The sequence below is a fragment of the Paraburkholderia sp. IW21 genome, from assembly GCF_041321145.1.
In the GTDB taxonomy this organism is placed as follows: Bacteria; Pseudomonadota; Gammaproteobacteria; order Burkholderiales; family Burkholderiaceae; genus Paraburkholderia.
Window position 1 is genome coordinate 298,579 of sequence record NZ_JBGGWA010000010.1, and the last position, 19,339, is coordinate 317,917.

The following is a 19,339-nucleotide window of genomic DNA, read 5'->3' on the forward strand; positions in this document are numbered from 1 at the left end:
CTTATACAGAAAGATAAAATGAAAAAACGCGTTGCCATCGGTTTCCTTGGTACGGTGCTGGATCAGGGCGGCGCACGGCGTTGGCAACGCTGGCGGCCCACCATCAGTCTTTGCGAGCAGTCGGGTATGCCCATCGACCGGTTCGAGTTGTTGTACTCGCCAGGCTACGAATCGCTCGCCAATCGCGTGAAGAACGACCTCGCCGGCGTCTCGCCCCTAACCGAAGTGCGTCTGACACCCATCGTCACACACGATCCGTGGGACTTCGAAGAGGTCTACGCGTCGCTCCACGATTTCGCGCGCAGCTATACGTTCGATACCGACAATGAGGAATACCTCATCCACATCACCACCGGCACACACGTCGCGCAGATCTGCTGGTTCCTGCTGACTGAAGCGCGCTACTTGCCGGCGAGCCTCGTACAAACCGCACCGCCGCAACAGACCGACGAGGGTATAAGCGGGCCGGGCAAGGTGTCGATCATCGATCTGGATCTGTCGCGCTACAACCGCATCGCTCAGCGTTTCACCCGCGAACGCGAGGAGACCGTGTCGTTCCTGAAGGCCGGTATTGCCACGCGCAATCCACAGTTCAACGCGTTGATCGATCAGATCGAGCGTGTTGCGATCCGCTCGCGCGCGCCAATTCTGTTGATCGGCCCGACTGGCGCCGGCAAGTCGTTTCTCGCTAAACGCGTGTACGAACTGAAACGCAACCGGCATCGGCTGGATGGGCCGTTTATCGAAGTGAACTGCGCGACATTGCGCGGCGATTCGGCGATGTCGACGCTGTTCGGTCACGTGAAAGGCGCATTCACCGGTGCGCAAAACGCGCGCGGAGGTTTGTTGCGCGCGGCCAATCAAGGTCTTCTGTTTCTCGACGAAATCGGCGAGCTTGGGATGGATGAACAGGCCATGCTGCTGAAGGCAGTGGAGGAGAAACGCTTTCTGCCGGTCGGCGCCGATGCGGAAGTCAGCAGCGATTTCCAGCTGATCGCGGGCACGCATCGCGACTTACGCACCATGGTCGCACAGGGCGCATTCCGCGAAGACTTGTACGCACGGATCAACCTGTGGACCTACGACTTGCCGGGCCTCGCCGGGCGCATCGAAGATATTGAGCCGAACCTCGAGTTTGAATTGGATCGCTTCGGGCGGGAACAGGGCGAGTTGGTGCGTTTCAATGTCGAAGCTCGGCGCCGTTATCTGGCTTTTGCCACGTCTTCGAGGGCCGCGTGGACCGGTAATTTCCGCGAACTCTCGGCCTCGATGACACGGATGGCGACCCTGGCTGACGCCGGGCGCATCACGGAAGACAACGCGGTGCAGGAAATCGAGCGGCTGCAACGAACGTGGACGCCGCCGCTTGCCGATGCGGATGTGGTGTCACGCATGCTCGGCGCGCGTGTCGACGATTACGACCTGTTCGATCGCTTGCAACTGCAGCATGTGCTGGAGGTGTGCGAGGCATCGGCGAGTTTGTCGGATGCGGGGCGCAAACTCTTTGCCGTGTCGCGGCAATCCAGGAAGCAGCCGAACGATGCCGACCGCTTGCGCAAATATCTCGCCCGTTTCGGCTTGGAATGGGGCGACTGGCTCAGCCCTCACGAAGCGTGAGGCGAGCGTTCGCGTCCGCGTCCGCGTCGCCAGGCAGGCATCACCTGGCACACGATCAGGCCCGCGAGCATCAGCGCGCATCCGAATAGCGCGCGCGCCGACAGCGTTTCGCCGAGCACGAGCCACCCGGCGAGCGCGGCAAAAACGCCTTCCATGCTGAAGATCACCGCGGCATGCGACGGCGCCGCATGCCTTTGCGCGACCACCTGAATCGTATAAGCGATGCCCACGGACAGCGCACCCCCGTACAAAATCGTGGGCGCCGCACGCGCGATCACCGCGAGACTGAACGGCTCGATAGCGAGGCCGACGAGCAGGCATGCAAGTCCGCAAGTCACGAACTGCACGAGCGCCAACATGAGTGTGTCGTGACGCAGCGCGAAGCGGCCGACCAGCATCATCTGTACGGAAATCACCACCGCGCCGGCGAGCTGGTACCAGTCGCCGTACAGCATCGAAAAGTGCTCGTTGACGCTGAGAAAGTACATGCCAAGCGCCGCTAGCGTCGCACCGAGCCATGTGCCGAAACCGGTTCGATGACGAAACAGCACGCCCAGCAGCGGCACGATCACGACGTATAACGAACTGATAAAGCCTGCGTTTGCGACCTTGGTGTATTGCAGGCCGATCTGCTGCAACGAGATCGACACGGATAGAACGACGCCGAGCAGCATGCCGGCGCCGAGCAACTCACGTGCGCCGCCGGGTTCGCGCCTGGAGAGTTCGGCACGTGCAGGGCGTCGCACGCAGACGATCATCGTCAGCACGACCAGCGCTCCCAGCAGGAAACGCAGGCCGGTGAACAGAAACGGTCCAATCGCATCGAGGCTCAGGCGTTGTGCGACGAACGCGGAGCCCCAGATCATCGCCGCGATCAGCATCAGCAGATTGGCGCGCAGGTGTTGGCAGGTGTCGGGTTTCAAGGGCGATTTTCGAAGACGGTTGTTTTGACAAAGCATCCAGCTTAACCATGACGTGCGGCGTCGTGCGATTCGGACCTGCTTACCGGCAACAGTAATGCGGCCAAAGTGTTCACAGAGCGCGCTCCACTCGATGCCGCCCCTGCGAGTCGCAAGTAGCCGCCATGAAAGCCGGTAATCGGTTGCACGGCGGGCGACTCGCGCGATAATCGCGCAACGGCCATGTGGCTCGCGACATGACCGACTCGCCGAGCCGGCCGATTTTCAGGCAAAACGCAATGGATGAGAAGGACTGGATCGCCGGCGCCGCGAAAGCGCTGGCGATCATCGAAGCATTCGACGAAGAGCATGCGCGCATGACGCCGTCGATGGTGGCCGCGCGCGCCGGGCTCTCGCGCACGGCGGCGCGCCGCTATCTGCTGACGCTGCGCGAACTCGGCTACGTGGATACCGACGGCAAACTGTTCTGGCTGGCGCCACGCGTGTTGCGGCTCGGCCAGTCGTATCTGGATTCAGCGCGCTTGCCGCGCACCGTGCAGCCGTTTCTCCAGCGCATCACGGCGACCGTGCAGGAAACCGCGCTGGTCGCGATTCTCGACGAACACGATGTGGTTTATGTCGCGCGCAATGGCGTGAATCGCGCGATGGCGGTCGGTTTCGTGCTCGGCTCGCGGGCGAGCGCGCCGCTGTCGTCGGCGGGTTTGGTCCTGCTGGCTTTCCAGTCGCCGGAAAGCATCGAACAGTGGCTCGCTTCGTATCCGATCAAGGTGTTCACGCCGCATACCTATTCGACCACCGAGCGGTTGCGCGAAGTGCTAGGGGAAATCCGCCGCGATGGCTACGTCGTCACCGATCAGCAACTGGAGTTGGGCATGCGCGGCGTCGCGGTGCCGTTGCGTGACCGGCATGGATCGGTGGTGGCGGCGATCAGCGTCAGCATGCCGATCGGTCAGGAGTCGGCGAATGCCGCGTTGCATCGGGTGTTGCCGACCCTGCAGGAAACCGCCAGCCTGCTGCGCAATCTGGTCTGATGGTCTACTAGGTAGTCCCCCTGATAGGGCATGCTTAACGAGTGAAAGCGCGGCGAAAGCAAGCTGTCTCCCGGAAAATACATATCGAGTTTTGGGCATGACAAACCGCCTACACTGCGTAATACTCTCCCGCGGGGAGCGGGAAGGCGCCTCAAGCCCTGTCTGCTTCACCGTGCCGCTATTTCATTCACATCGACTCAGTCGTCAGGTTTGGGGAACAACACATGAAAAAACTTATCGTCTCGCTCGCAGCCGCTTCGTTCGCGCTGGTCTCCGTCCAGGCTTTCGCACAGGCATCGGACGCAGCAGCGCCGGCCGCTGCTGCTAGCACGCCGAAGAAGCACCACATCAAGAAGCTGAAGACGCACGGCAAGCGCGCTCCGGTTTCGTCGGCAGCTTCGGCATCTGGCACGAACGACAAGGGCACGACGAACTAAGCTGACCGCCCGGTTCGTCCGCTGGCTTGCCTGGTTCGCCGCTGCGTGCCGCTAGTCGGCCATGCAGCGCGGGTTCGGTTTAAGGCGTTGCCAGCAAAAAGGCCAGAGCTCGTACTCTGGCCTTTTTGCATTGGGCAGCGGTTTTTTCGGCGTTTAGCCTGCGAGGCCACGCTTGATGACTTCGTTCAGCAGCCCGCTCATCCCGTCGGGATGCGTGGCGGCCCGCACCTTCAGTTCAGCGACCAGGTCGCCGTTCAGTTTGCAGGCAAACGCAACGAGGCCCTGCGCCTGATCGAGCTTGCGCTGTTCGCGGCGATCGAGCTTCGGCTCGGCGGCAGCGGCTTTGCCGAAGCGCTCGGCGGTCGACAGCTTCATTGCATTGTTCAGCTTGAGTGCCTTGTTCTTTTCAAGGTCGGTCTTTTTCATCGACATACGGAAGGCCTCTGCCAGATAAGTAATCCCGCATTGTACGCATCGCGCCGCGCGTCGCGCGAGCGGCGGCGATTCAGTGTACGAGCGACGCTGGGGTGGTGCTCAAGCCGCGCGGAGTCGAAGCGTTCGAATGACGCTCAAGGGGTACGTCCCGGCGCGCCGGCCACGCTGTCCATCAGCGCGCGCATGCGTTGCCAGTGTGTGCCTTCCCAGAACACGCGACGGCACACGTCGCAAGTGACGAACTGGCTATGCCGCTCCAGCACGCCATCGGGTGCGCGAGCGCCGACTTCGTCTTTGGCGATACGCCGCAGCGGCGCATTGCACATCAGACACAAACGGAACGGCTGCGCGCAGCCGGCCAGATCGAGCCGTTCAAACACTTCGCGCAATTGCTCGCGCGGTCTGAGCGTGCGCACGTAACAGCCATGCGTGATGGTGCGGCGTTTCAATAGCTCACGGTCGCGCGTCAGCACGATGCGCTGTTGTGCGGCGGCCAGCGCTTCGATATCGGCGTCGGGATAATGGTTGTCGTAGAGTGTGTCGAAGCCGGCGAGCCGCAACAGCGGTGCGAGACCGCCCAGATGGGCATCGGCGATAAAGCGAATCACGCGCAGCGGCCGTTCCCGCACGCGCAATAACGGCTGGATGTCGAGCGCTTCAAACTTCGGATAAACGGCTATGCGATCGCCGTCGGACAGCGGATGATTGAAACCGACCGATTCACCGTTCACCAGAATCAGTTCGACCTCGGTATGCGGCACGCCGAGCACCTCGATCATGTGCTTCGCGGTGGCACCCTGCGTGCAGGCGTAACTGAACGCGCGCCGGCGCAGCGGCCGGGCGAGAAAGTCGTTCAGCTCCTCGTAGAAGCGGAATGTCGCGGTGACCATCGCCACAGTATCGCACCGTGTTTCATTGCGCGCTGTCCTGCGCGTGTCGCATGGATGTGCTTTACTTCCAGTTCTTTAGAAGACGGAGCGACAGATGGACATCGGTTTTATCGGTCTCGGCGAGATGGGCGCCGCGATGGTTGCAAACATTTTGAAAGCCGGACATCAGGTGCGCGTGTGGAACCGCTCACCGGAGCGCGCTCAACCGCTCGCCGACGCAGGCGCGCGGATCGTCGCGACGCCGGCCGAAGCGTTTGCGGGTGACGCCGTGTTCTCGATGCTCGCCGACGATGCCGCGCTGCGCGAAGTCATCACTGCGTCGCTGCTGGAATATGCTCCGCGCGGCTTGATCCACGTGAATATGGCAACGATTTCGGTGGCGCTGGCCGAGGAACTGGCGACGGCGCATGCGTCGCGCGGCGTTCATTACGTCGCCGCGCCGGTATTGGGGCGGCCCGACGTTGCGGCGGCGGGCAAGCTGACGATCGTCGCCGGCGGGCCGGCCGAGTCGATCGATCGCGTGCAGCCGATTTTCGACGCTATCGGTCAGAAAACCTGGCGCATCGGTTCGCTGCCGCAGCAGGCGAACGTGATGAAGCTCGCGGCCAACTTCATGCTGGGTGCGGCCGTCGAGACGCTCGGCGAGGCTGCCGCGCTCGTGACCGGCCATGGCCTTGCCATGCATGATTTCCTCGACGTCATCACGAGCGGCCTGTTCCCGGGGCCGGTTTATTCCGGCTACGGCAAGATGATCGCGGAGCAACGCTACGAGCCGGCGCTGTTCAAGGCGCGTCTCGGACTCAAAGACTTGCGCCTTGCGCTGGCTGCCGCCGACGCGGTCACGACGCCGTTGCCAATCGCGAGCGTGGTGCGCGACAGCCTGATGGAAGCCGTGGCGCATGGAGACGGCGAAAAGGACTTCGCGGTGTTGGGCCAGGTGGCGGCGCGGCGCGCAGGGCGCTGAGCAGGCGCTTGCTGTTGCGAGCGTGCAGCACTTCCCGGCGCGCTCCGCGCAGGGAGCCACGCGATGACGCGGCACCCTGGATCCATGCGGGCGGGCATAATGGCCGCCCGATCCTTATTCGCGTCGATCCCAATGAGTCTGCATACCTGGTGGCTGTTTGCCGCCACTGTTTTTGTCGTTTCCGCGATTCCCGGCCCGAACATGCTGCTGGTGATGACACATGGCGCGCAGCACGGGCTGCGCCGTTCCAGCGCGACCATGGCCGGCTGCCTGTCGGCGCTGGTGCTGATGCTGGCGGTGTCGGCGGCCGGCCTCGGCGTGTTTCTCGAAGCGTGGCCCGCGATGTTCAACGCACTGCGCATGATCGGCGCGGCGTATCTCGTCTATCTGGGCATCAAGGCGTGGCGTGCGCCGGTTGACGAATCCGCTGCCGCCGCTGCCGACGAACTCGCCGCAAAACCCGCGCGCTCCCGCTTCGCACTGTTTCGCAACGGCTTCCTGGTGGCAAGCAGCAATCCGAAGGCGATCCTGTTCGCCGCAGCGTTGCTGCCGCAATTCATCGACGCCACACAGCCCAAGCTGCCGCAGTTCGGCGTCCTCGTCGCCACTTTCGCGACCATCGAAGTGAGCTGGTATCTGGTGTACGCGGGTTTCGGCACCCGGATCGGCGTCAGATTGAGGAGCCGCAGCGTCGCCCGGATGTTCAATCGTCTGACGGGCGGCGTGTTCGTCGGCTTCGGCGCGATGATGGCGCTGGTTCGGCACTAGGCAAATAGCGAGCGTGACGGCCAACGCCGCCGGCACGTCGCGCGTCTTGTTGTCTTTACGCAACGCCGAGGGTCAACCCTAATTTGAATGTTGCGACGCACCAAACCATTTGCTATAGTTCTTCTTGTCTCCTCCATGTCTCCTCTGATATGGATTCAGCCCGCCAACATAGGCGGGCTTTTTTTTGCCCCGAATTTCCAGCGTCGTCCAGAAAGGACCAAGCCGGCTGACCTCTTGCAAGGACGCCGGCTTTGTCGCGCTTGTCCTACTGCAGCGCCGAACTCAGAACTTATACGAGACCGCCAGGAACGAAATGATCGGATCGGCCTTCAGCTCCGCCTTCGAGACACCCAGTTCCGTGCCGTCCGCGGCCTTGATGATGACCGACGATGTGGTCTTCAACGGAATGTACGTCACCGATGCCACGAGGCCCCAGTGATCGGTGATGCTGTACGTCAGACCGGCATTGAACACCGGTTGCCACGACGAAGAAGCCTTCGCCGACACCTGCGTCTGACCGGGCTTGCCCGCGCCGGCTGCCAGCACTGCGCCGAGGTTGTTCTGCGTCGAGGTGACGAAGTTCGGGCTCAGCTGGACATCCGAGAACCAGTTATACGACACGCCGATGCCGACGAACGGCCTGAACTTCGCGGTCGGCGCATTGAAGTAGTACTGAAACAGCAGCGCCGGGCTCCATTGCCGCACGCTTTTCACGATCGGATTGGCTTGCGGATCGCCGAGATCCTGCTGGCCGAGCGCGCCTGCCGGTCCGGGCGGCTTGATGACGCCGTGACCGTAGATCTTGAAGACCGGGGGCACACCCGCCACCGTCGTCACCGCGATGTGATCGGTGAGGTAATGGCTGAAGGTGAGGCCGACAGTGTCGGCGTTATTGGTCGACAAGCCTGTGCCGGCAGACGTGAACGAACTCGGCAGACGCAGCGGCGTATTGATCGGCGTCGGCGCGACATGGGTGGTCAGGGGCGTGCTGGAATCCTGCGGCATGATGTGGAACCAGCCTAGCACCGCGACGTTGTCACCCGCATGTTGGGCGTGCGCGCCGGCAGACAGGCAGGCGGCCAGTATCGGGAGATAGATTTTTTTCATGGTGTTCCTCCTGAGGCGCTCATCGTGCTCATGGCGAGCGGCAAGCAGCGGCCGGCCCGCTGCCTGGCCGCTGCGCTGAATGACTTATGGATGCCCGCTGCCGCGCCGTTACTGTGCGCGGCAGCCTGGACGCGAACGCCTCGTTGCGTGGCGGCGGCGCGTGCCTCGTCCATTACTGGACGAAGGCGCCGATCGTGAAGTACGGCGAGGCCGCATTGGTCCGATCGAGGTAGCCGAACACGCCACCCGTGAAGATCATCTTTCCGGTCGGCGTCGTGCCCGTCGATGCGCCCACTTGCGTCGTCGTCACCACGCCGGGCACGGCTTGCGTGAAGTCCAGATTCAGCGCGGTCGCGAGCGATGCCTGCGATGCGTTGAACGGATCGAGCAGCGTGGCCTGCGTGCCTTCGAGCGCGGTGGTGCGATAGTCGAACTGGCTATCCACACCGATGTACTCACCGTTTTGCGAGTTCACCGTCACCGAGCTTTGCGGCGCCAGAATCGAGATGCCCGATTCATCGTCCGCGTACGGACCGGGTTCGCCGTTCACCGGCGTCGTCACCGACGAGTTCGCCGCGCCGGTCCGAACCAGGATCGGCACCAACTGGCTGCGCAACTTGCCGACGATCATGTAGCCACGAGCCTTGGGCGTCGTGGCGAGCGTCGGTTTGGCCTGGCCCAGAAACTTGTCGGTTTCGAACGCGCCGCTGCCGTCAGTCGCCGGCACCCAGTTCGTGCCCGGCTGCTGACACTTGCCCGCAGCGACCCCGGCGTTGTCGCACTCGGTCCACGTGCCGTCCGCGTTGATCGTGATCTTCGAATCGACCACGACCGGCGCGAAGTTCTGCGACGGAACCTGGTGATAGCCGAGCTGGTTGTAGGTGCCGGCCACGTTCGCGAGATTCGTTTCAATCGACGAGAAGCCGATGAACGGGTAGTACGGGAACTTGGTATCGGGTACGGCGCCTACACCGAGAATCCCACCGAACGAAATTTCGGCGCCCGGAATCGTGCCGCCCGCCACGCCTTCGCCAACAAAAATCCGCGCCGGGCGATTCGGGTCCAGGCTCGCGCCGTTCAGGCGGAAAGCGCACTGGTTGAGCTTGTTCGTTGGCAGCAAGGTTTCCTGAGTTAGCGTGCCGTTTGCGCTCTGGCCCGCGCGCGTCGGCGCCACAGTGCCGGTGGCCGCTGGGATCGGCGACTCGATGTAGCTGATCTGCCAGGTCATCTTGGTCGTGTCCATCTGCAGCTTGACCAGTTCGCCGTCACCGCCGCCGCCTGTGAACACGGTGCCGTAGTCGAGCGACGAAGGACACAGGCGCACTTCCATCACCGGTCCATCACCGCCGCCGCCGCCACCGCACGCCCCCAGCAACGGTGCTGCAAGAGCGAGCACCGAAAGGATTCTCCATTTCATACCGCCTCCAGAATTTTTTCGTTGTGTGGGGCCGGCTCCTGGTCCGGCCACCTTTTGCTCTATTGATGTCTCGTACTGCGAACTGCTTGTTCTTCGTTCGCTACTTGCTGATCTGCGCTCCGATGCCGAAGTAGGGGGCGCTCGGCGTGTCCGCGTTGGCGGACGTCGACGTGATGCCGCCGTTCTGCGCGCCCTGGATTTCGATCGCATAGAGACCGCCGGACGCGACCGCCAGGCCGGTCTTGCCATTGGTGTCCTGTACGCCGACCAGACCGGGGCTCGGCAGCCCATAGCCCAGACCGAAACCGCTTTCCGCTGACGACGTGGAGGGATTGATGAACGTGCCGACTGCACGCTGGATCAACGTCGCGGTGTACTTGAAGTTCGAGTCCGCGCCGACATAGCCGCCGTCGAAACCCCCGGATGCGAGCGGCGTCGCTGCAGCGAGCATGGCGATACCGGATTCGTCGTCGACCTTCGCCGTTACCACATTGCTCGTGTCGACAAAGCCGGTGCGTACGACCAGCGGCACGGTGGCGCCGTTGACCTGACCGAGAATCATGTGAGCGACACCCGACTTGCCGGTTGCGCCAACGAGCGGGAGCTGGAACTGCGCGACGATTTGCGGGGCCTTCTGACTGTCGAAATATCCGTTGCTGTTCAGCGTCAACGGGTCGCCGGTGGTCAGGCAGCCACCGGCGTTCGGCGAGTAGCTCGGGTTAGCGGTGTTGCTGCTCGTACAGGTGCCGCTTGCGTCGAACGTTTCGACCGTGTGGGTCGCGACCGTCGCGTAGTTGCCCGACGGCGTCAGGTGATAGAGCAGACCGTTGTAAGTACCAGGCAGCTTGGTGATATCTGTCGTCGTGCTGGCGAAACCAAGGAACGGATAGAAGTCGAAGTGCCGGTTCGGCACCGCGCCGACGTTCGGGTAGAGCGGGCCAAGGTTCAGACCGCTGAACTGGACGGTCGCGCCAGGGATCCCGCCGCCGGCTACGCCTTGGCCGACCAGGATCATCGGCGGATTGGGGTTGTTGGTGAAATCAGGCGTCGTATAAGGCTGGCCGTCGTTGGCGCCGGTGCCGCTGCCCGCGCCGAGAATGAAGGCGCAGCGCGTCTGTTCGGCGGTCGGCAGCGCGCCGGTCGGCGGGTGGATCACCGCGCCCGTGATCTGCGTGCCTGCGCGTGTCGGCGTGACACTGCCCGTGCGCAACGGGATAGGCGACTCGAGCCACTTCAGCGTGTACGTCATCGCGGTCGCATTGATATTCAACCGCACCACTTCGCCACTCCCCGCGCCACCGAGGAAAGTGCTCTTGACGATGTCGGCGGTAGCGGGGCACAGCGCGGTCGAATTCGTGCCGGTGGCCGGCGGTCCTTGCACGCCGCAACTCGAGCCCGAGCATTGCGGCGAATTGATCGCGCCTGGATTGTCGGCGCTGCTGCCGCCGCAAGCGATGAGGAGTGGGGCGGTGGCAATGGCCATCGCCAGGCCTCGTGTAATGGCGTGCGACATGCTGCTGTCTCCCTTCATGTAATTGTGCGAGCTAATTTCGCTGTGCGCTTATTGCCTGTCAATTGAAGGAGCCGTCTAAAAAGATCGATTCAAACAACGCAATTTTTGTCGGGCGCGTGCCCTATGGACGCTGGCGGCCCTTTTAAACAAAAAAAGAAATTTCGCTCGTGACACGTCACTGTTGTTTCGCCGCATTCCCTTGTCTGGCGGTCATTTCAGCAAAATGGCTCTATCATCTTCGAACGACCGTTCGCTAAAAAATCCGGAGTTTCCCTAGGCGGAAAACAATGCAGCGAAGCTGACTTTAAGGAATGAATTACCGGCAGTAGATAAGCAGTCCCATTTTAATTTTTAAAGTAATGCGGGCTACTACAGGTTAAGCGCGAAAAAGGGAATTCCGCAGGCGGCCGTTTAAAACAAAAAGCCGGTCTTTGCAGACCGGCTTTTCGGTGGATTGACGGCGAATTGCCGTCTGTATTTCGAGCTTGTTAGCGTTTCAAGCCGGCTTCTTCGGCGGCGCCGATCGCGAGATTCATACACTGGATCGCAGCGCCCGACGCGCCCTTGCCCAGATTGTCGAGACGCGCGACGGTGACGAAGCGCTCTTCGTTTCCGAACACGAACAGGTCGACACGGTTGGTGTCGTTGTTCGCTTGTACATCGAAGAAGCCGCTGTCGAGGTTCGCTTCCGCATCGAACGGCGCGACGTGCACGAATGCTTCGCCCGCGTAATATTCGGCGAACAGTGCCTGTACGTCGCGCGGCGTGGTCTTCTTGGCCAGTTGGTTCGGCGAGAAGAACGTGGTGACCGCGAGACCCTTATAGAAGTCGCCGACGATTGGCGTGAACGCCGGCGCGGACGTTAGGCCGGTATGCGCCGCCATTTCCGGCAGATGCTTGTGCGTGAGTCCGAGCGCGTATGGACGAGGGCTCTTGAGCTTGTTGTTGCCGCCCGCTTCGTAGTCGGCAATCATTTTCTTGCCGCCGCCGCTGTAGCCGGTGATCGAGTACGCGTGTGCGGCGAACTCCGGCGCCACGACGCCTGCTTCGACAAGCGGACGCATGGCCAGCACGAAGGCCGACGCATGGCAGCCCGGCACGGCGATGCGTTTCGCGGTGCGCAGACGCTCGCGCTGCGAGCGAGCCAGTTCAGGCAGACCGTAAGCCCAGTCGGCGGAAGTGCGGAAGGCGGTGCTGGCGTCGATCAATACGGTGTGGTCGTTCTCGACCAGCGAGGCCGATTCGCGCGAGGCGACATCCGGCAGGCACAGGAACGTGACGTCCGATGCGTTGATGAGACGACGGCGCTCTGCGAGGTCCTTGCGCTTCGCTTCTTCGATACGCAGGATTTCCACGTCGGCGCGCTGCGACAGGTATTCGAAAATCTTCAGGCCGGTCGTGCCTTCCTGTCCGTCGACAAAAACTTTCGTGCTCATCTCGATCTCACTGGCTTGCTGGAAACGGGGCGCGACGCCGCGCCGGAACGCTATTTTAAGACCTGATGGCGGCGGGCGTGCAAACCGGGGTGAAAAAACGACGATGCATGCGGAAGAAAAGGCCGCCGCCAACGCGCGTTATCGGGCCGTAGCGATCCACCGCGCCGTCACCCCGGCGACGCGCGCGCCGAACATCCGGGCCGTTTCCAGGTCGCCCGCGGGCGGTGCTTCTTCAGGCGAGGCGTCCGCCGGAGACTGCGTCAGCAGGCCGGTAAAGCCACCCACGTAGTTCAGGTCGTTGCGGGTTGCCGCCTTGGTGTTCGACGGCATCATGCCGGTGCCCGCCCAGATCATGCTGTGTTGCATCGCCAGCGTGACGAAGTACTGGATCGTAGAGAACTTGTCGCCGTTCATGGTCGCCGAGTTGGTGAAGCCGGCCGCGATTTTGTCCTTCCACGTCTGGCCGAACCACGGTTTCGAGCTCGCGTCGGCGAACTTCTTGAAGTCGGCGGACGGGCCGCCCATGTAGGTTGGCGCACCGAAGACGATAGCGTCGGCGGCCGCCAGTTCGGCCCAGGCCGCGTCGTCGATCTCGCCGACCGGCATGAGTTTCGCGTCGGCACCGGCGTCCAGGGCGCCGGCCTGCACGGCCTCGGCCACTTTCTTCGTATGGCCGTAGCCGCTGTGATAAACGATGAGGATCTTCGACACGGCACTCTCCGGCATGGTAAATAAAAAAGAGGGCTAGGCACCGCAACGGTGAGCGCATGCGGCGGGCGACGTCGGCAAGCATCGCGCCCCCCTCGGTTGCACATTAGCGTGCGCGGATGACAGAAATTCCTCGGCGGCCCCAATGCGATGCCAGCCCCTGAGCCAATTCGCTTCTTCCATGCTCAGCCGCCAGCGCCGCTCCAGCCGCGCTTAGGCTCCGTACCCCGCGCAATGGGTGCGCGATATGACGGGCGCCGCTACCGCCCGTAATTGACGATCATCCGCGCACTGCCGAGGGCGGCGGTGCCGATCTCGTGATCGAACATCAGCGCGGGACGGCCTTGCGCAAGCCGCAGGTCTGCGGAGTTCAATGCATAAACGGTAATAACGTAGCGATGGGGTTTGCCCGGCGGCGGGCAGGGGCCGCCGTAACCGTCGATATCGAAGTCGTTGCGCGCTTCGACCGCACCGAGTTTCTTCAGGAAGCCGGACGCGCTGGCGTTTTCCGGCAAACTTCCCACGGTAGCCGGAATGCCGGCAACCGCCCAGTGCCACCAGCCTCGGCCGGGCGCATCCTGATCGAACACGGTGACAGCGAAGCTGCGGGTGCCGGCCGGTGCATCGTGCCACGTCAATTGCGGGGAGCGATTGCCGCCTTTGCAGTCGTCCTGATTGAAAACCTGGGCGGCATCTACGGTGCCCCCCGCATGGAAGCTGGCGCTGGTCAGCCCGAACACACCCTCGGCGAGTGCATGAGGGCCATGCGCCGCCAATAGCGCAAGACCCAGCATCGCGCAGGTGAAGGTCGGCATACGGCGGTACGGCGAAGCAAGCGAAACAACCAGGCAACGCGAGCGCATATGCCGGTTCTCCTGTCAGGGCGCGAGGCGGTTTTCCTCGCGATGATTATTGTCCCTATTTTGTGCCCCAAGGTCGAATCAAGTCTAACATTAGCTTCGCGGCGGTTCATTGTTGTTGCCAGCAGGGCTTGGCTGGCAGGAAATCGGCTATAGTCGGAGGAATTGTCCGCGCGCACACAGACCGCGTACCCGATCAGTCTAAGTACCAACAATAGAAAGGCATGTCAGAAGTTTTGGAGAGTGGTTTATCTGTCGAGGGGAGGGCAATGCAAGATCCAGTCAGGGTCGTGGTCGCCGACGACCATCCGGTGATTCTGTTCGGCGCCGAACAAGCTCTGCTCAAGTTTCCAGGTCTGCAGGTGGTCGCGCGTGCGCGGCAGTCAACCGAACTGGTCAAGGTGCTGCAGACCGTTTCCTGCGACGTGCTCGTGACGGATCTGGCGATGCCAGGGGGCCAATACGGCGATGGTCTGCCGCTGATCGGCTACCTGCGCCGCAATTTTCCCGACCTTCCCATCGTCGTGCTGACGATGTTGGAGAATGCCGCGCTGCTCAAGCGGCTGAGCGAACTCGGCGTGACGTCGGTCGTCAACAAATCAGACGACCTGAGCCACATCGGACTCGCGGTGCAGCATGTCAGCCGCAACCTGGAATACATGAGTCCGTCTGTCAAGGCGTCGCTTGATACGCTGCGCATGAATGCCGGTGGCAAGAACGAAGAGGTGATGCTGTCGCGGCGTGAACTCGAGGTCGTGCGCCTGTTCGTGTCGGGCATGACGATCAAGGAGATTTCCGAGCAGCTCAATCGCAGCATCAAGACGATCAGCACGCAGAAGAACACGGCGATGCGTAAGCTCGGCATCGACCGCGATTCCGAGTTGTTCCAATACGCGCAGAGCAATGGTTTGCTGAATCTGTCGTCGCATTCGGCGGACGATACGGGACAGGCTTCCTAGCTGCTGCTTGCTGTTACGGTTTCGTCCAGCGGGCGAGTGCAACGAAAAAGGCCGCCTGTCTCATCGACAGGCGGCCTTTTCATTCCATCCGTATCAAGCGGCTGCGCTTACTGCGGCGTCGAGGTTGCGCCACCGTGCGCGGCCGACCATTCAGCCGGCGCGTGCAGGAATTTTTCCACTTCGTCGAGCGTCTTGGTGTCGAAGTACCTGTTTTCCTTGGCGACGCGCAATACGTCCCACCACGTGGCAAGCGCATGCAGGTCGACGTCGATGTCTTTCAGCACGGACACGCTTTCCTTGAAGATGTTGTAGTGGAACAGCACGAAGCAGTGGTTCACCGTCGCGCCGGCGGTGCGCAGCGCGTTGATGAAGTTGATCTTGCTGCGGCTGTCGGTGGTCAGATCTTCGACCAGCAGCACGCGCTGGCCTTCGGTCAGCAGACCTTCGATCTGCGCGTTACGGCCGAAACCCTTCGGCTTCTTGCGCACGTATTGCATCGGCACCATCAGGCGGTCGGAGAGCCATGCCGCGAACGGGATGCCGGCGGTTTCGCCACCGGCGACCGCGTCGATCTGCTCATAGCCGACGTCGCGCAGGATGGTAGCTTCGGCCATTTCCATCAGGCCACGGCGCACGCGCGGATACGAGATCAGCTTGCGGCAGTCGATATAAACTGGGCTCGCCCAGCCGGACGTGAAAATGTACGGTTTCTCCGCGTTGAAGTGCACGGCTTGCACTTCCAGCAGCATCTTGGCGGTGGTGTCGGAGATCGTCTGGCGATCGAAGCCTGTCATGGGCGAATCCTTGGGTGTGAGCTGGGAGAAGCGGGCGCGAAGCCCGGTGGCGCAGCAAGCGGGGGTATGCCGCGCCATGGTGGGCGGAATACGCAGCCGTTCAGTGGGGTGCAGGCCGGCTTTTGCTGCGCGCGTAGGCCGATATTTTACCTGAAATGGCCCCTCCCGAGGAGGCCGAAGTGCGTGCAGGCGGCGAATGACGGTCATAACGGCAGCACTGTGCAGGGCTTGCGAGGTTCGCTCGGGGGCCCAATGCCAGCTGTTCCCACGCTGTTTTTTGGCCTGCTTGTGAGTGGCGTGGGCCGTCTTTACACTCACGCGAATTTCCCGGGCCGCTCCGCTGTGTCTGATCCCCGAACGACGTGGCGCCGAGCCCAAATGACGCGTTCATGACACACGCGTGGCAATGCGAAAAACGGTCGCCTGATGCGGCGCCGCAGCATTGCCGGCCGCTGTTTCGCAGATGGCGAGCCGCGTTAACCAGTCAGTGCATCGACACGTTCGGGGTGTACACTAACCGACCCCGCGTAGCACTCCGCACCGTCTTGCCCTCCGCCGAGGTTCGACGCCGCGCCCAACCGGCGCATGCGAAAACCGCCTCAGTCGATTATCCATTCGATAGATGCAAGCGACGCCTACGGTGCAGTGTGTCGGGCCCAATTACTTACGTCTCGCAGGCCAAAAAATGGACGAACAACTTAAGCAAAGCGCTCTCGCATACCACCAGTTTCCGAAACCCGGCAAGATTTCGGTCACACCCACCAAGCCGTTGTCGAACCAGCTCGACCTCTCGCTGGCGTACTCGCCGGGCGTCGCCGCGGCCTGCATGGCGATCTACGAAGACCCGCTCGACGCGCAGAAGTACACCTCGCGCGGCAACCTCGTCGGCGTGATCACGAACGGTACGGCCGTGCTCGGTCTCGGCAATATCGGCCCGCTCGCCGCGAAGCCGGTGATGGAAGGCAAGGGCTGTCTCTTCAAGAAGTTCGCCGGTATCGACGTGTTCGACATCGAACTCAGCGAATCCGATCCGGACAAGCTGGTTGAAGCAATCGCGATGCTCGAGCCCACTCTGGGCGGTATCAACCTCGAAGACATCAAGGCGCCGGAATGCTTCTACATCGAGAAGAAGCTGCGCGAGCGCATGAAGATTCCGGTTTTCCACGACGATCAGCATGGCACCGCGATCATCGCTTCGGCCGCGATCCTGAATGGCCTGAAGGTGGTCGGTAAAAAGCTCGACGAAGTGAAGCTGGTGTGTTCGGGCGCGGGTGCCGCGGCGATCGCGTGTCTGGATCTGCTGGTGAACCTCGGCTTGTCGAAGAAGAACGTGCTGGTCACGGACTCGAAGGGTGTGATCTACGAAGGTCGCGGCAATCTCGATCCGTCGAAGGAACGTTACGCGGCGAGTACCGAAGCACGCACGCTGGCTGACGCGATCCGCGGCGCCGATGTGTTCCTCGGCTGCTCGAGCGCCGGTGTACTGAAGCCGGAAATGGTCGCTGAAATGGGCACGCAGCCGCTAATTCTCGCACTGGCGAATCCTGAGCCGGAAATCCGCCCGGAAGAAGCGAAGAAGGTGCGCCCGGACTGCATCATCGCGACCGGCCGTTCTGACTACCCGAATCAGGTTAACAACGTCCTGTGCTTCCCGTTCATCTTCCGCGGCGCGCTGGATGTCGGCGCAACCACGATCACCGAAGAAATGAAGCTCGCGTGCGTACGCGCAATTGCTGAGCTGGCGGAAGAAACGGATCAGGGCGATGAAGTCGCTAAGGCGTATGAAGGCCATTCGCTCGAATTCGGTCCTGAGTATCTGATTCCGAAGCCATTCGATCCGCGCCTGATCATCAAGATCGCGCCGGCTGTCGCGCAAGCCGCGATGGACTCGGGCGTCGCGACCCGTCCGATCAAGGACATGGACGCGTACCGCGAAGAACTCGGCACGACGGTGTATCGCACCGGAATGGTGATGCGTCCGGTGTTCGCCGCTGCGAAGTCGGAGCCGGCACGCATCGTGTTCGCCGAAGGTGAAGACGAACGCGTGTTGCGCGCCGCGCAATTCGTGCTGCTGGAAAAGATCGCCAAGCCGATTCTGGTTGGCCGTCCGTCGGTGATCGAGATGCGTTTGAAGAAGATGGGCTCGAAGCTGAAGTGCGGTGAAGACTTCGAGGTCGTCGATCCGGAAGACGATCCGCGCTATCAGCAATGCTGGCAGGCGTATCACGAACTCGGCGCGCGCGAAGGCGTGACGCCCGATGTCGCGAAGGCTGCGATGCGCAAGTTCAACACGCTGATCGGCGCGATCCTCGTGCGTCTCGGCGAAGCCGACGGCATGATCTGCGGCATGATCGGCCAGTATCACACGCACCTGAATTTCATCGAGCAGGTGTTGGGCAAGGCAGATAACGTGCAGAACTTCGCTGCGATGAATCTGCTCATGCTGCCGGGCCGCAATCTGTTCATCTGCGATACGTACGTGAATGAAACGCCGACCGCCGAACAGCTCGCCGACATGACGATGCTGGCATCGCGCGAAATCGAGAAGTTCGGTATCACGCCGAAGGTTGCGTTGCTTTCGAATTCGAATTTCGGTAGTGCCCCGTCTTCGTCGTCGCAACGTATGGCCGCGGCTCGCAAGCTGATCGCTGAACGTGCGCCAACGCTTGAGATCGACGGCGAAATGCACGGTGATGCGGCGTTGTCGGAAGCGGTCCGCAAGGCTGCGTTCCCGGGCACGACGCTGACCGGCGAAGCGAACCTGCTGATCATGCCGAACGTCGAAGCGGCGAACATCACATACAACCTGCTGAAGATGATCGGCGGCGAAGGCGTGACGGTGGGTCCGTTCCTGTTGGGCGCGGAAAAGCCCGTTCACATTCTGACGCCGGCTGCGACCGTGCGCCGGATCATCAACATGACAGCGGTGGCTTCGGCAAACGCACGCAAGCGGGTGAACGCGCAGTAACGCGGATGGTTTGATTGTTGCAGCGGCGCCGCATCCACGGCGTCGCTGAAAAGCCTGTGAGAACGCCACGGAAGTTGATTTCGTGGCGTTTTTTTATGCGCTCATTCTTGTTTGTGTGGCCTATGGTCCTAAAAATTCTTAAAGCGTTAGGCGATCTTTAAGAATGCTCCTATTCGATTCGCTGTGACACTTTTGTAAAGTTACTTCTGAAGCGCGGCACATCGCGACGACAACGGAACAGTCGGCTAGTAAGTCCTTGGATCGCGTTAGGTGCTGCGCTTCCTCTGATGTTGGGTGGTTGTAGTAGCAGTAGCAGGGCAGTAGTTCTGATGGTGAAGACAGTAGTACCAATGGGTTGCAGTACTGGCAGTAAATGTGTGTTGTTGAAGTTGGTTGTTGAAGTTGGTTGTTGAAGTTGGTTGTTGAAGTTGGTTGTTGAAGTTGGTTGTTGAAGTTGGTTGTTGAAGTTGGTTGTTGAAGTTGGTTGTTGAAGTTGGTTGTTGAAGTTGGTTGTT

Annotated in this window: 18 protein-coding genes; 7 read left to right on the top strand and 11 right to left on the bottom strand. The window is 61.7% G+C overall.

Annotation, left to right across the window (positions count from 1 at the left end; genetic code table 11):
- Nucleotides 1-18 precede the first annotated feature (18 nt).
- Nucleotides 19-1,617 (top strand): RNA repair transcriptional activator RtcR, encoded by a 1,599-nt coding sequence (gene rtcR / locus ACAX43_RS23830; protein ID WP_370710861.1) that lies wholly within the window; start codon nucleotides 19-21, stop codon nucleotides 1,615-1,617.
- Here rtcR and ACAX43_RS23835 read toward each other — a convergent pair.
- Nucleotides 1,605-2,540, bottom strand: a complete 936-nt coding sequence (locus ACAX43_RS23835) for a DMT family transporter (RefSeq protein WP_370710862.1) — start codon at nucleotides 2,538-2,540, stop codon at nucleotides 1,605-1,607. The two genes, rtcR and ACAX43_RS23835, sit on opposite strands and share 13 nt — an antisense overlap.
- A gap of 275 nt (nucleotides 2,541-2,815) precedes the next feature.
- Between ACAX43_RS23835 and ACAX43_RS23840 the strand changes: the two genes are divergently transcribed.
- Nucleotides 2,816-3,568, top strand: a complete 753-nt coding sequence (locus tag ACAX43_RS23840; RefSeq protein ID WP_370710900.1) for an IclR family transcriptional regulator C-terminal domain-containing protein — start codon at nucleotides 2,816-2,818, stop codon at nucleotides 3,566-3,568.
- Between the two features lie 224 nt (nucleotides 3,569-3,792).
- Nucleotides 3,793-4,005, top strand: coding sequence for a hypothetical protein (locus tag ACAX43_RS23845; RefSeq protein ID WP_370710863.1), 213 nt, complete (start codon nucleotides 3,793-3,795; stop codon nucleotides 4,003-4,005).
- A gap of 153 nt (nucleotides 4,006-4,158) precedes the next feature.
- Here ACAX43_RS23845 and ACAX43_RS23850 read toward each other — a convergent pair whose 3' ends face one another.
- Both ACAX43_RS23850 and ACAX43_RS23855 read right to left on the bottom strand, forming a co-directional pair.
- Nucleotides 4,159-4,437, bottom strand: coding sequence for a hypothetical protein (locus ACAX43_RS23850; protein WP_370710864.1), 279 nt, complete (start codon nucleotides 4,435-4,437; stop codon nucleotides 4,159-4,161).
- Nucleotides 4,438-4,574: 137 nt separating this feature from the next.
- Entirely contained in the window at nucleotides 4,575-5,330 is a 756-nt protein-coding gene (locus ACAX43_RS23855) for a Mut7-C RNAse domain-containing protein (RefSeq protein WP_370710901.1), read from the bottom strand.
- A gap of 94 nt (nucleotides 5,331-5,424) precedes the next feature.
- Between ACAX43_RS23855 and ACAX43_RS23860 the strand changes: the two genes are divergently transcribed.
- Both ACAX43_RS23860 and ACAX43_RS23865 read left to right on the top strand, forming a co-directional pair.
- Nucleotides 5,425-6,294 (top strand): NAD(P)-dependent oxidoreductase, encoded by an 870-nt coding sequence (locus ACAX43_RS23860; protein WP_370710865.1) that lies wholly within the window; start codon nucleotides 5,425-5,427, stop codon nucleotides 6,292-6,294.
- A gap of 132 nt (nucleotides 6,295-6,426) precedes the next feature.
- Nucleotides 6,427-7,062: a LysE family translocator gene (locus ACAX43_RS23865; protein ID WP_370710866.1), complete on the top strand. Its 636-nt coding sequence runs from the start codon at nucleotides 6,427-6,429 to the stop codon at nucleotides 7,060-7,062.
- Between the two features lie 282 nt (nucleotides 7,063-7,344).
- Here ACAX43_RS23865 and ACAX43_RS23870 read toward each other — a convergent pair whose 3' ends face one another.
- From ACAX43_RS23870 to ACAX43_RS23895, 6 genes are all read right to left on the bottom strand, one after another.
- Entirely contained in the window at nucleotides 7,345-8,169 is an 825-nt protein-coding gene (locus ACAX43_RS23870; protein ID WP_370710867.1) for an OmpW family protein, read from the bottom strand.
- Between the two features lie 172 nt (nucleotides 8,170-8,341).
- A complete protein-coding gene (locus tag ACAX43_RS23875) occupies nucleotides 8,342-9,586 on the bottom strand; it encodes a DUF2957 domain-containing protein (protein WP_370710868.1) in 1,245 nt (414 codons plus the stop codon).
- 100 nt (nucleotides 9,587-9,686) lie between these two features.
- Nucleotides 9,687-11,099 (bottom strand): DUF2957 domain-containing protein, encoded by a 1,413-nt coding sequence (locus tag ACAX43_RS23880; RefSeq protein WP_370710869.1) that lies wholly within the window; start codon nucleotides 11,097-11,099, stop codon nucleotides 9,687-9,689.
- 488 nt (nucleotides 11,100-11,587) lie between these two features.
- Nucleotides 11,588-12,535: an N-acetyl-gamma-glutamyl-phosphate reductase gene (gene argC / locus ACAX43_RS23885; RefSeq protein WP_370710870.1), complete on the bottom strand. Its 948-nt coding sequence runs from the start codon at nucleotides 12,533-12,535 to the stop codon at nucleotides 11,588-11,590.
- A 138-nt stretch (nucleotides 12,536-12,673) separates the two neighbouring features.
- Nucleotides 12,674-13,246, bottom strand: a complete 573-nt coding sequence (locus ACAX43_RS23890; protein ID WP_370710871.1) for a flavodoxin family protein — start codon at nucleotides 13,244-13,246, stop codon at nucleotides 12,674-12,676.
- Between the two features lie 257 nt (nucleotides 13,247-13,503).
- Entirely contained in the window at nucleotides 13,504-14,106 is a 603-nt protein-coding gene (locus tag ACAX43_RS23895; protein WP_370710872.1) for a YbhB/YbcL family Raf kinase inhibitor-like protein, read from the bottom strand.
- A 266-nt stretch (nucleotides 14,107-14,372) separates the two neighbouring features.
- Between ACAX43_RS23895 and ACAX43_RS23900 the strand changes: the two genes are divergently transcribed.
- The gene (locus ACAX43_RS23900; RefSeq protein ID WP_370710873.1) at nucleotides 14,373-15,062 is read left to right on the top strand and encodes a response regulator; all 690 of its coding nucleotides are present in this window, start codon (nucleotides 14,373-14,375) and stop codon (nucleotides 15,060-15,062) included.
- A gap of 107 nt (nucleotides 15,063-15,169) precedes the next feature.
- On the opposite strand, the gene ACAX43_RS23905 is transcribed toward ACAX43_RS23900, so the two are convergent.
- Complete coding sequence (locus tag ACAX43_RS23905; RefSeq protein ID WP_370710874.1) at nucleotides 15,170-15,856, bottom strand: orotate phosphoribosyltransferase; 687 nt, start codon at nucleotides 15,854-15,856, stop codon at nucleotides 15,170-15,172.
- A gap of 685 nt (nucleotides 15,857-16,541) precedes the next feature.
- Here ACAX43_RS23905 and ACAX43_RS23910 point away from each other — a divergent pair.
- Nucleotides 16,542-18,824, top strand: coding sequence for an NADP-dependent malic enzyme (locus ACAX43_RS23910; RefSeq protein WP_370710875.1), 2,283 nt, complete (start codon nucleotides 16,542-16,544; stop codon nucleotides 18,822-18,824).
- Between the two features lie 169 nt (nucleotides 18,825-18,993).
- Here ACAX43_RS23910 and ACAX43_RS23915 read toward each other — a convergent pair.
- Nucleotides 18,994-19,339, bottom strand: a 346-nt coding sequence (locus tag ACAX43_RS23915; protein ID WP_370710876.1) for a hypothetical protein, incomplete at its 5' end; no start/stop codon positions are given.

Coding starts and splice junctions, on each gene's coding strand:
- rtcR (WP_370710861.1), top strand. CDS start 19: ATGAAAAAACGCGTTGCCATCGGTTTCCTTGGTACGGTGCTGGATCAG.
- ACAX43_RS23840 (WP_370710900.1), top strand. CDS start 2,816: ATGGATGAGAAGGACTGGATCGCCGGCGCCGCGAAAGCGCTGGCGATC.
- ACAX43_RS23845 (WP_370710863.1), top strand. CDS start 3,793: ATGAAAAAACTTATCGTCTCGCTCGCAGCCGCTTCGTTCGCGCTGGTC.
- ACAX43_RS23850 (WP_370710864.1), bottom strand. CDS start 4,437: ATGTCGATGAAAAAGACCGACCTTGAAAAGAACAAGGCACTCAAGCTG.
- ACAX43_RS23855 (WP_370710901.1), bottom strand. CDS start 5,330: ATGGTCACCGCGACATTCCGCTTCTACGAGGAGCTGAACGACTTTCTC.
- ACAX43_RS23860 (WP_370710865.1), top strand. CDS start 5,425: ATGGACATCGGTTTTATCGGTCTCGGCGAGATGGGCGCCGCGATGGTT.
- ACAX43_RS23865 (WP_370710866.1), top strand. CDS start 6,427: ATGAGTCTGCATACCTGGTGGCTGTTTGCCGCCACTGTTTTTGTCGTT.
- ACAX43_RS23870 (WP_370710867.1), bottom strand. CDS start 8,169: ATGAAAAAAATCTATCTCCCGATACTGGCCGCCTGCCTGTCTGCCGGC.
- ACAX43_RS23875 (WP_370710868.1), bottom strand. CDS start 9,586: ATGAAATGGAGAATCCTTTCGGTGCTCGCTCTTGCAGCACCGTTGCTG.
- ACAX43_RS23880 (WP_370710869.1), bottom strand. CDS start 11,099: ATGTCGCACGCCATTACACGAGGCCTGGCGATGGCCATTGCCACCGCC.
- argC (WP_370710870.1), bottom strand. CDS start 12,535: ATGAGCACGAAAGTTTTTGTCGACGGACAGGAAGGCACGACCGGCCTG.
- ACAX43_RS23895 (WP_370710872.1), bottom strand. CDS start 14,106: ATGCGCTCGCGTTGCCTGGTTGTTTCGCTTGCTTCGCCGTACCGCCGT.
- ACAX43_RS23900 (WP_370710873.1), top strand. CDS start 14,373: ATGCAAGATCCAGTCAGGGTCGTGGTCGCCGACGACCATCCGGTGATT.
- ACAX43_RS23905 (WP_370710874.1), bottom strand. CDS start 15,856: ATGACAGGCTTCGATCGCCAGACGATCTCCGACACCACCGCCAAGATG.
- ACAX43_RS23910 (WP_370710875.1), top strand. CDS start 16,542: ATGGACGAACAACTTAAGCAAAGCGCTCTCGCATACCACCAGTTTCCG.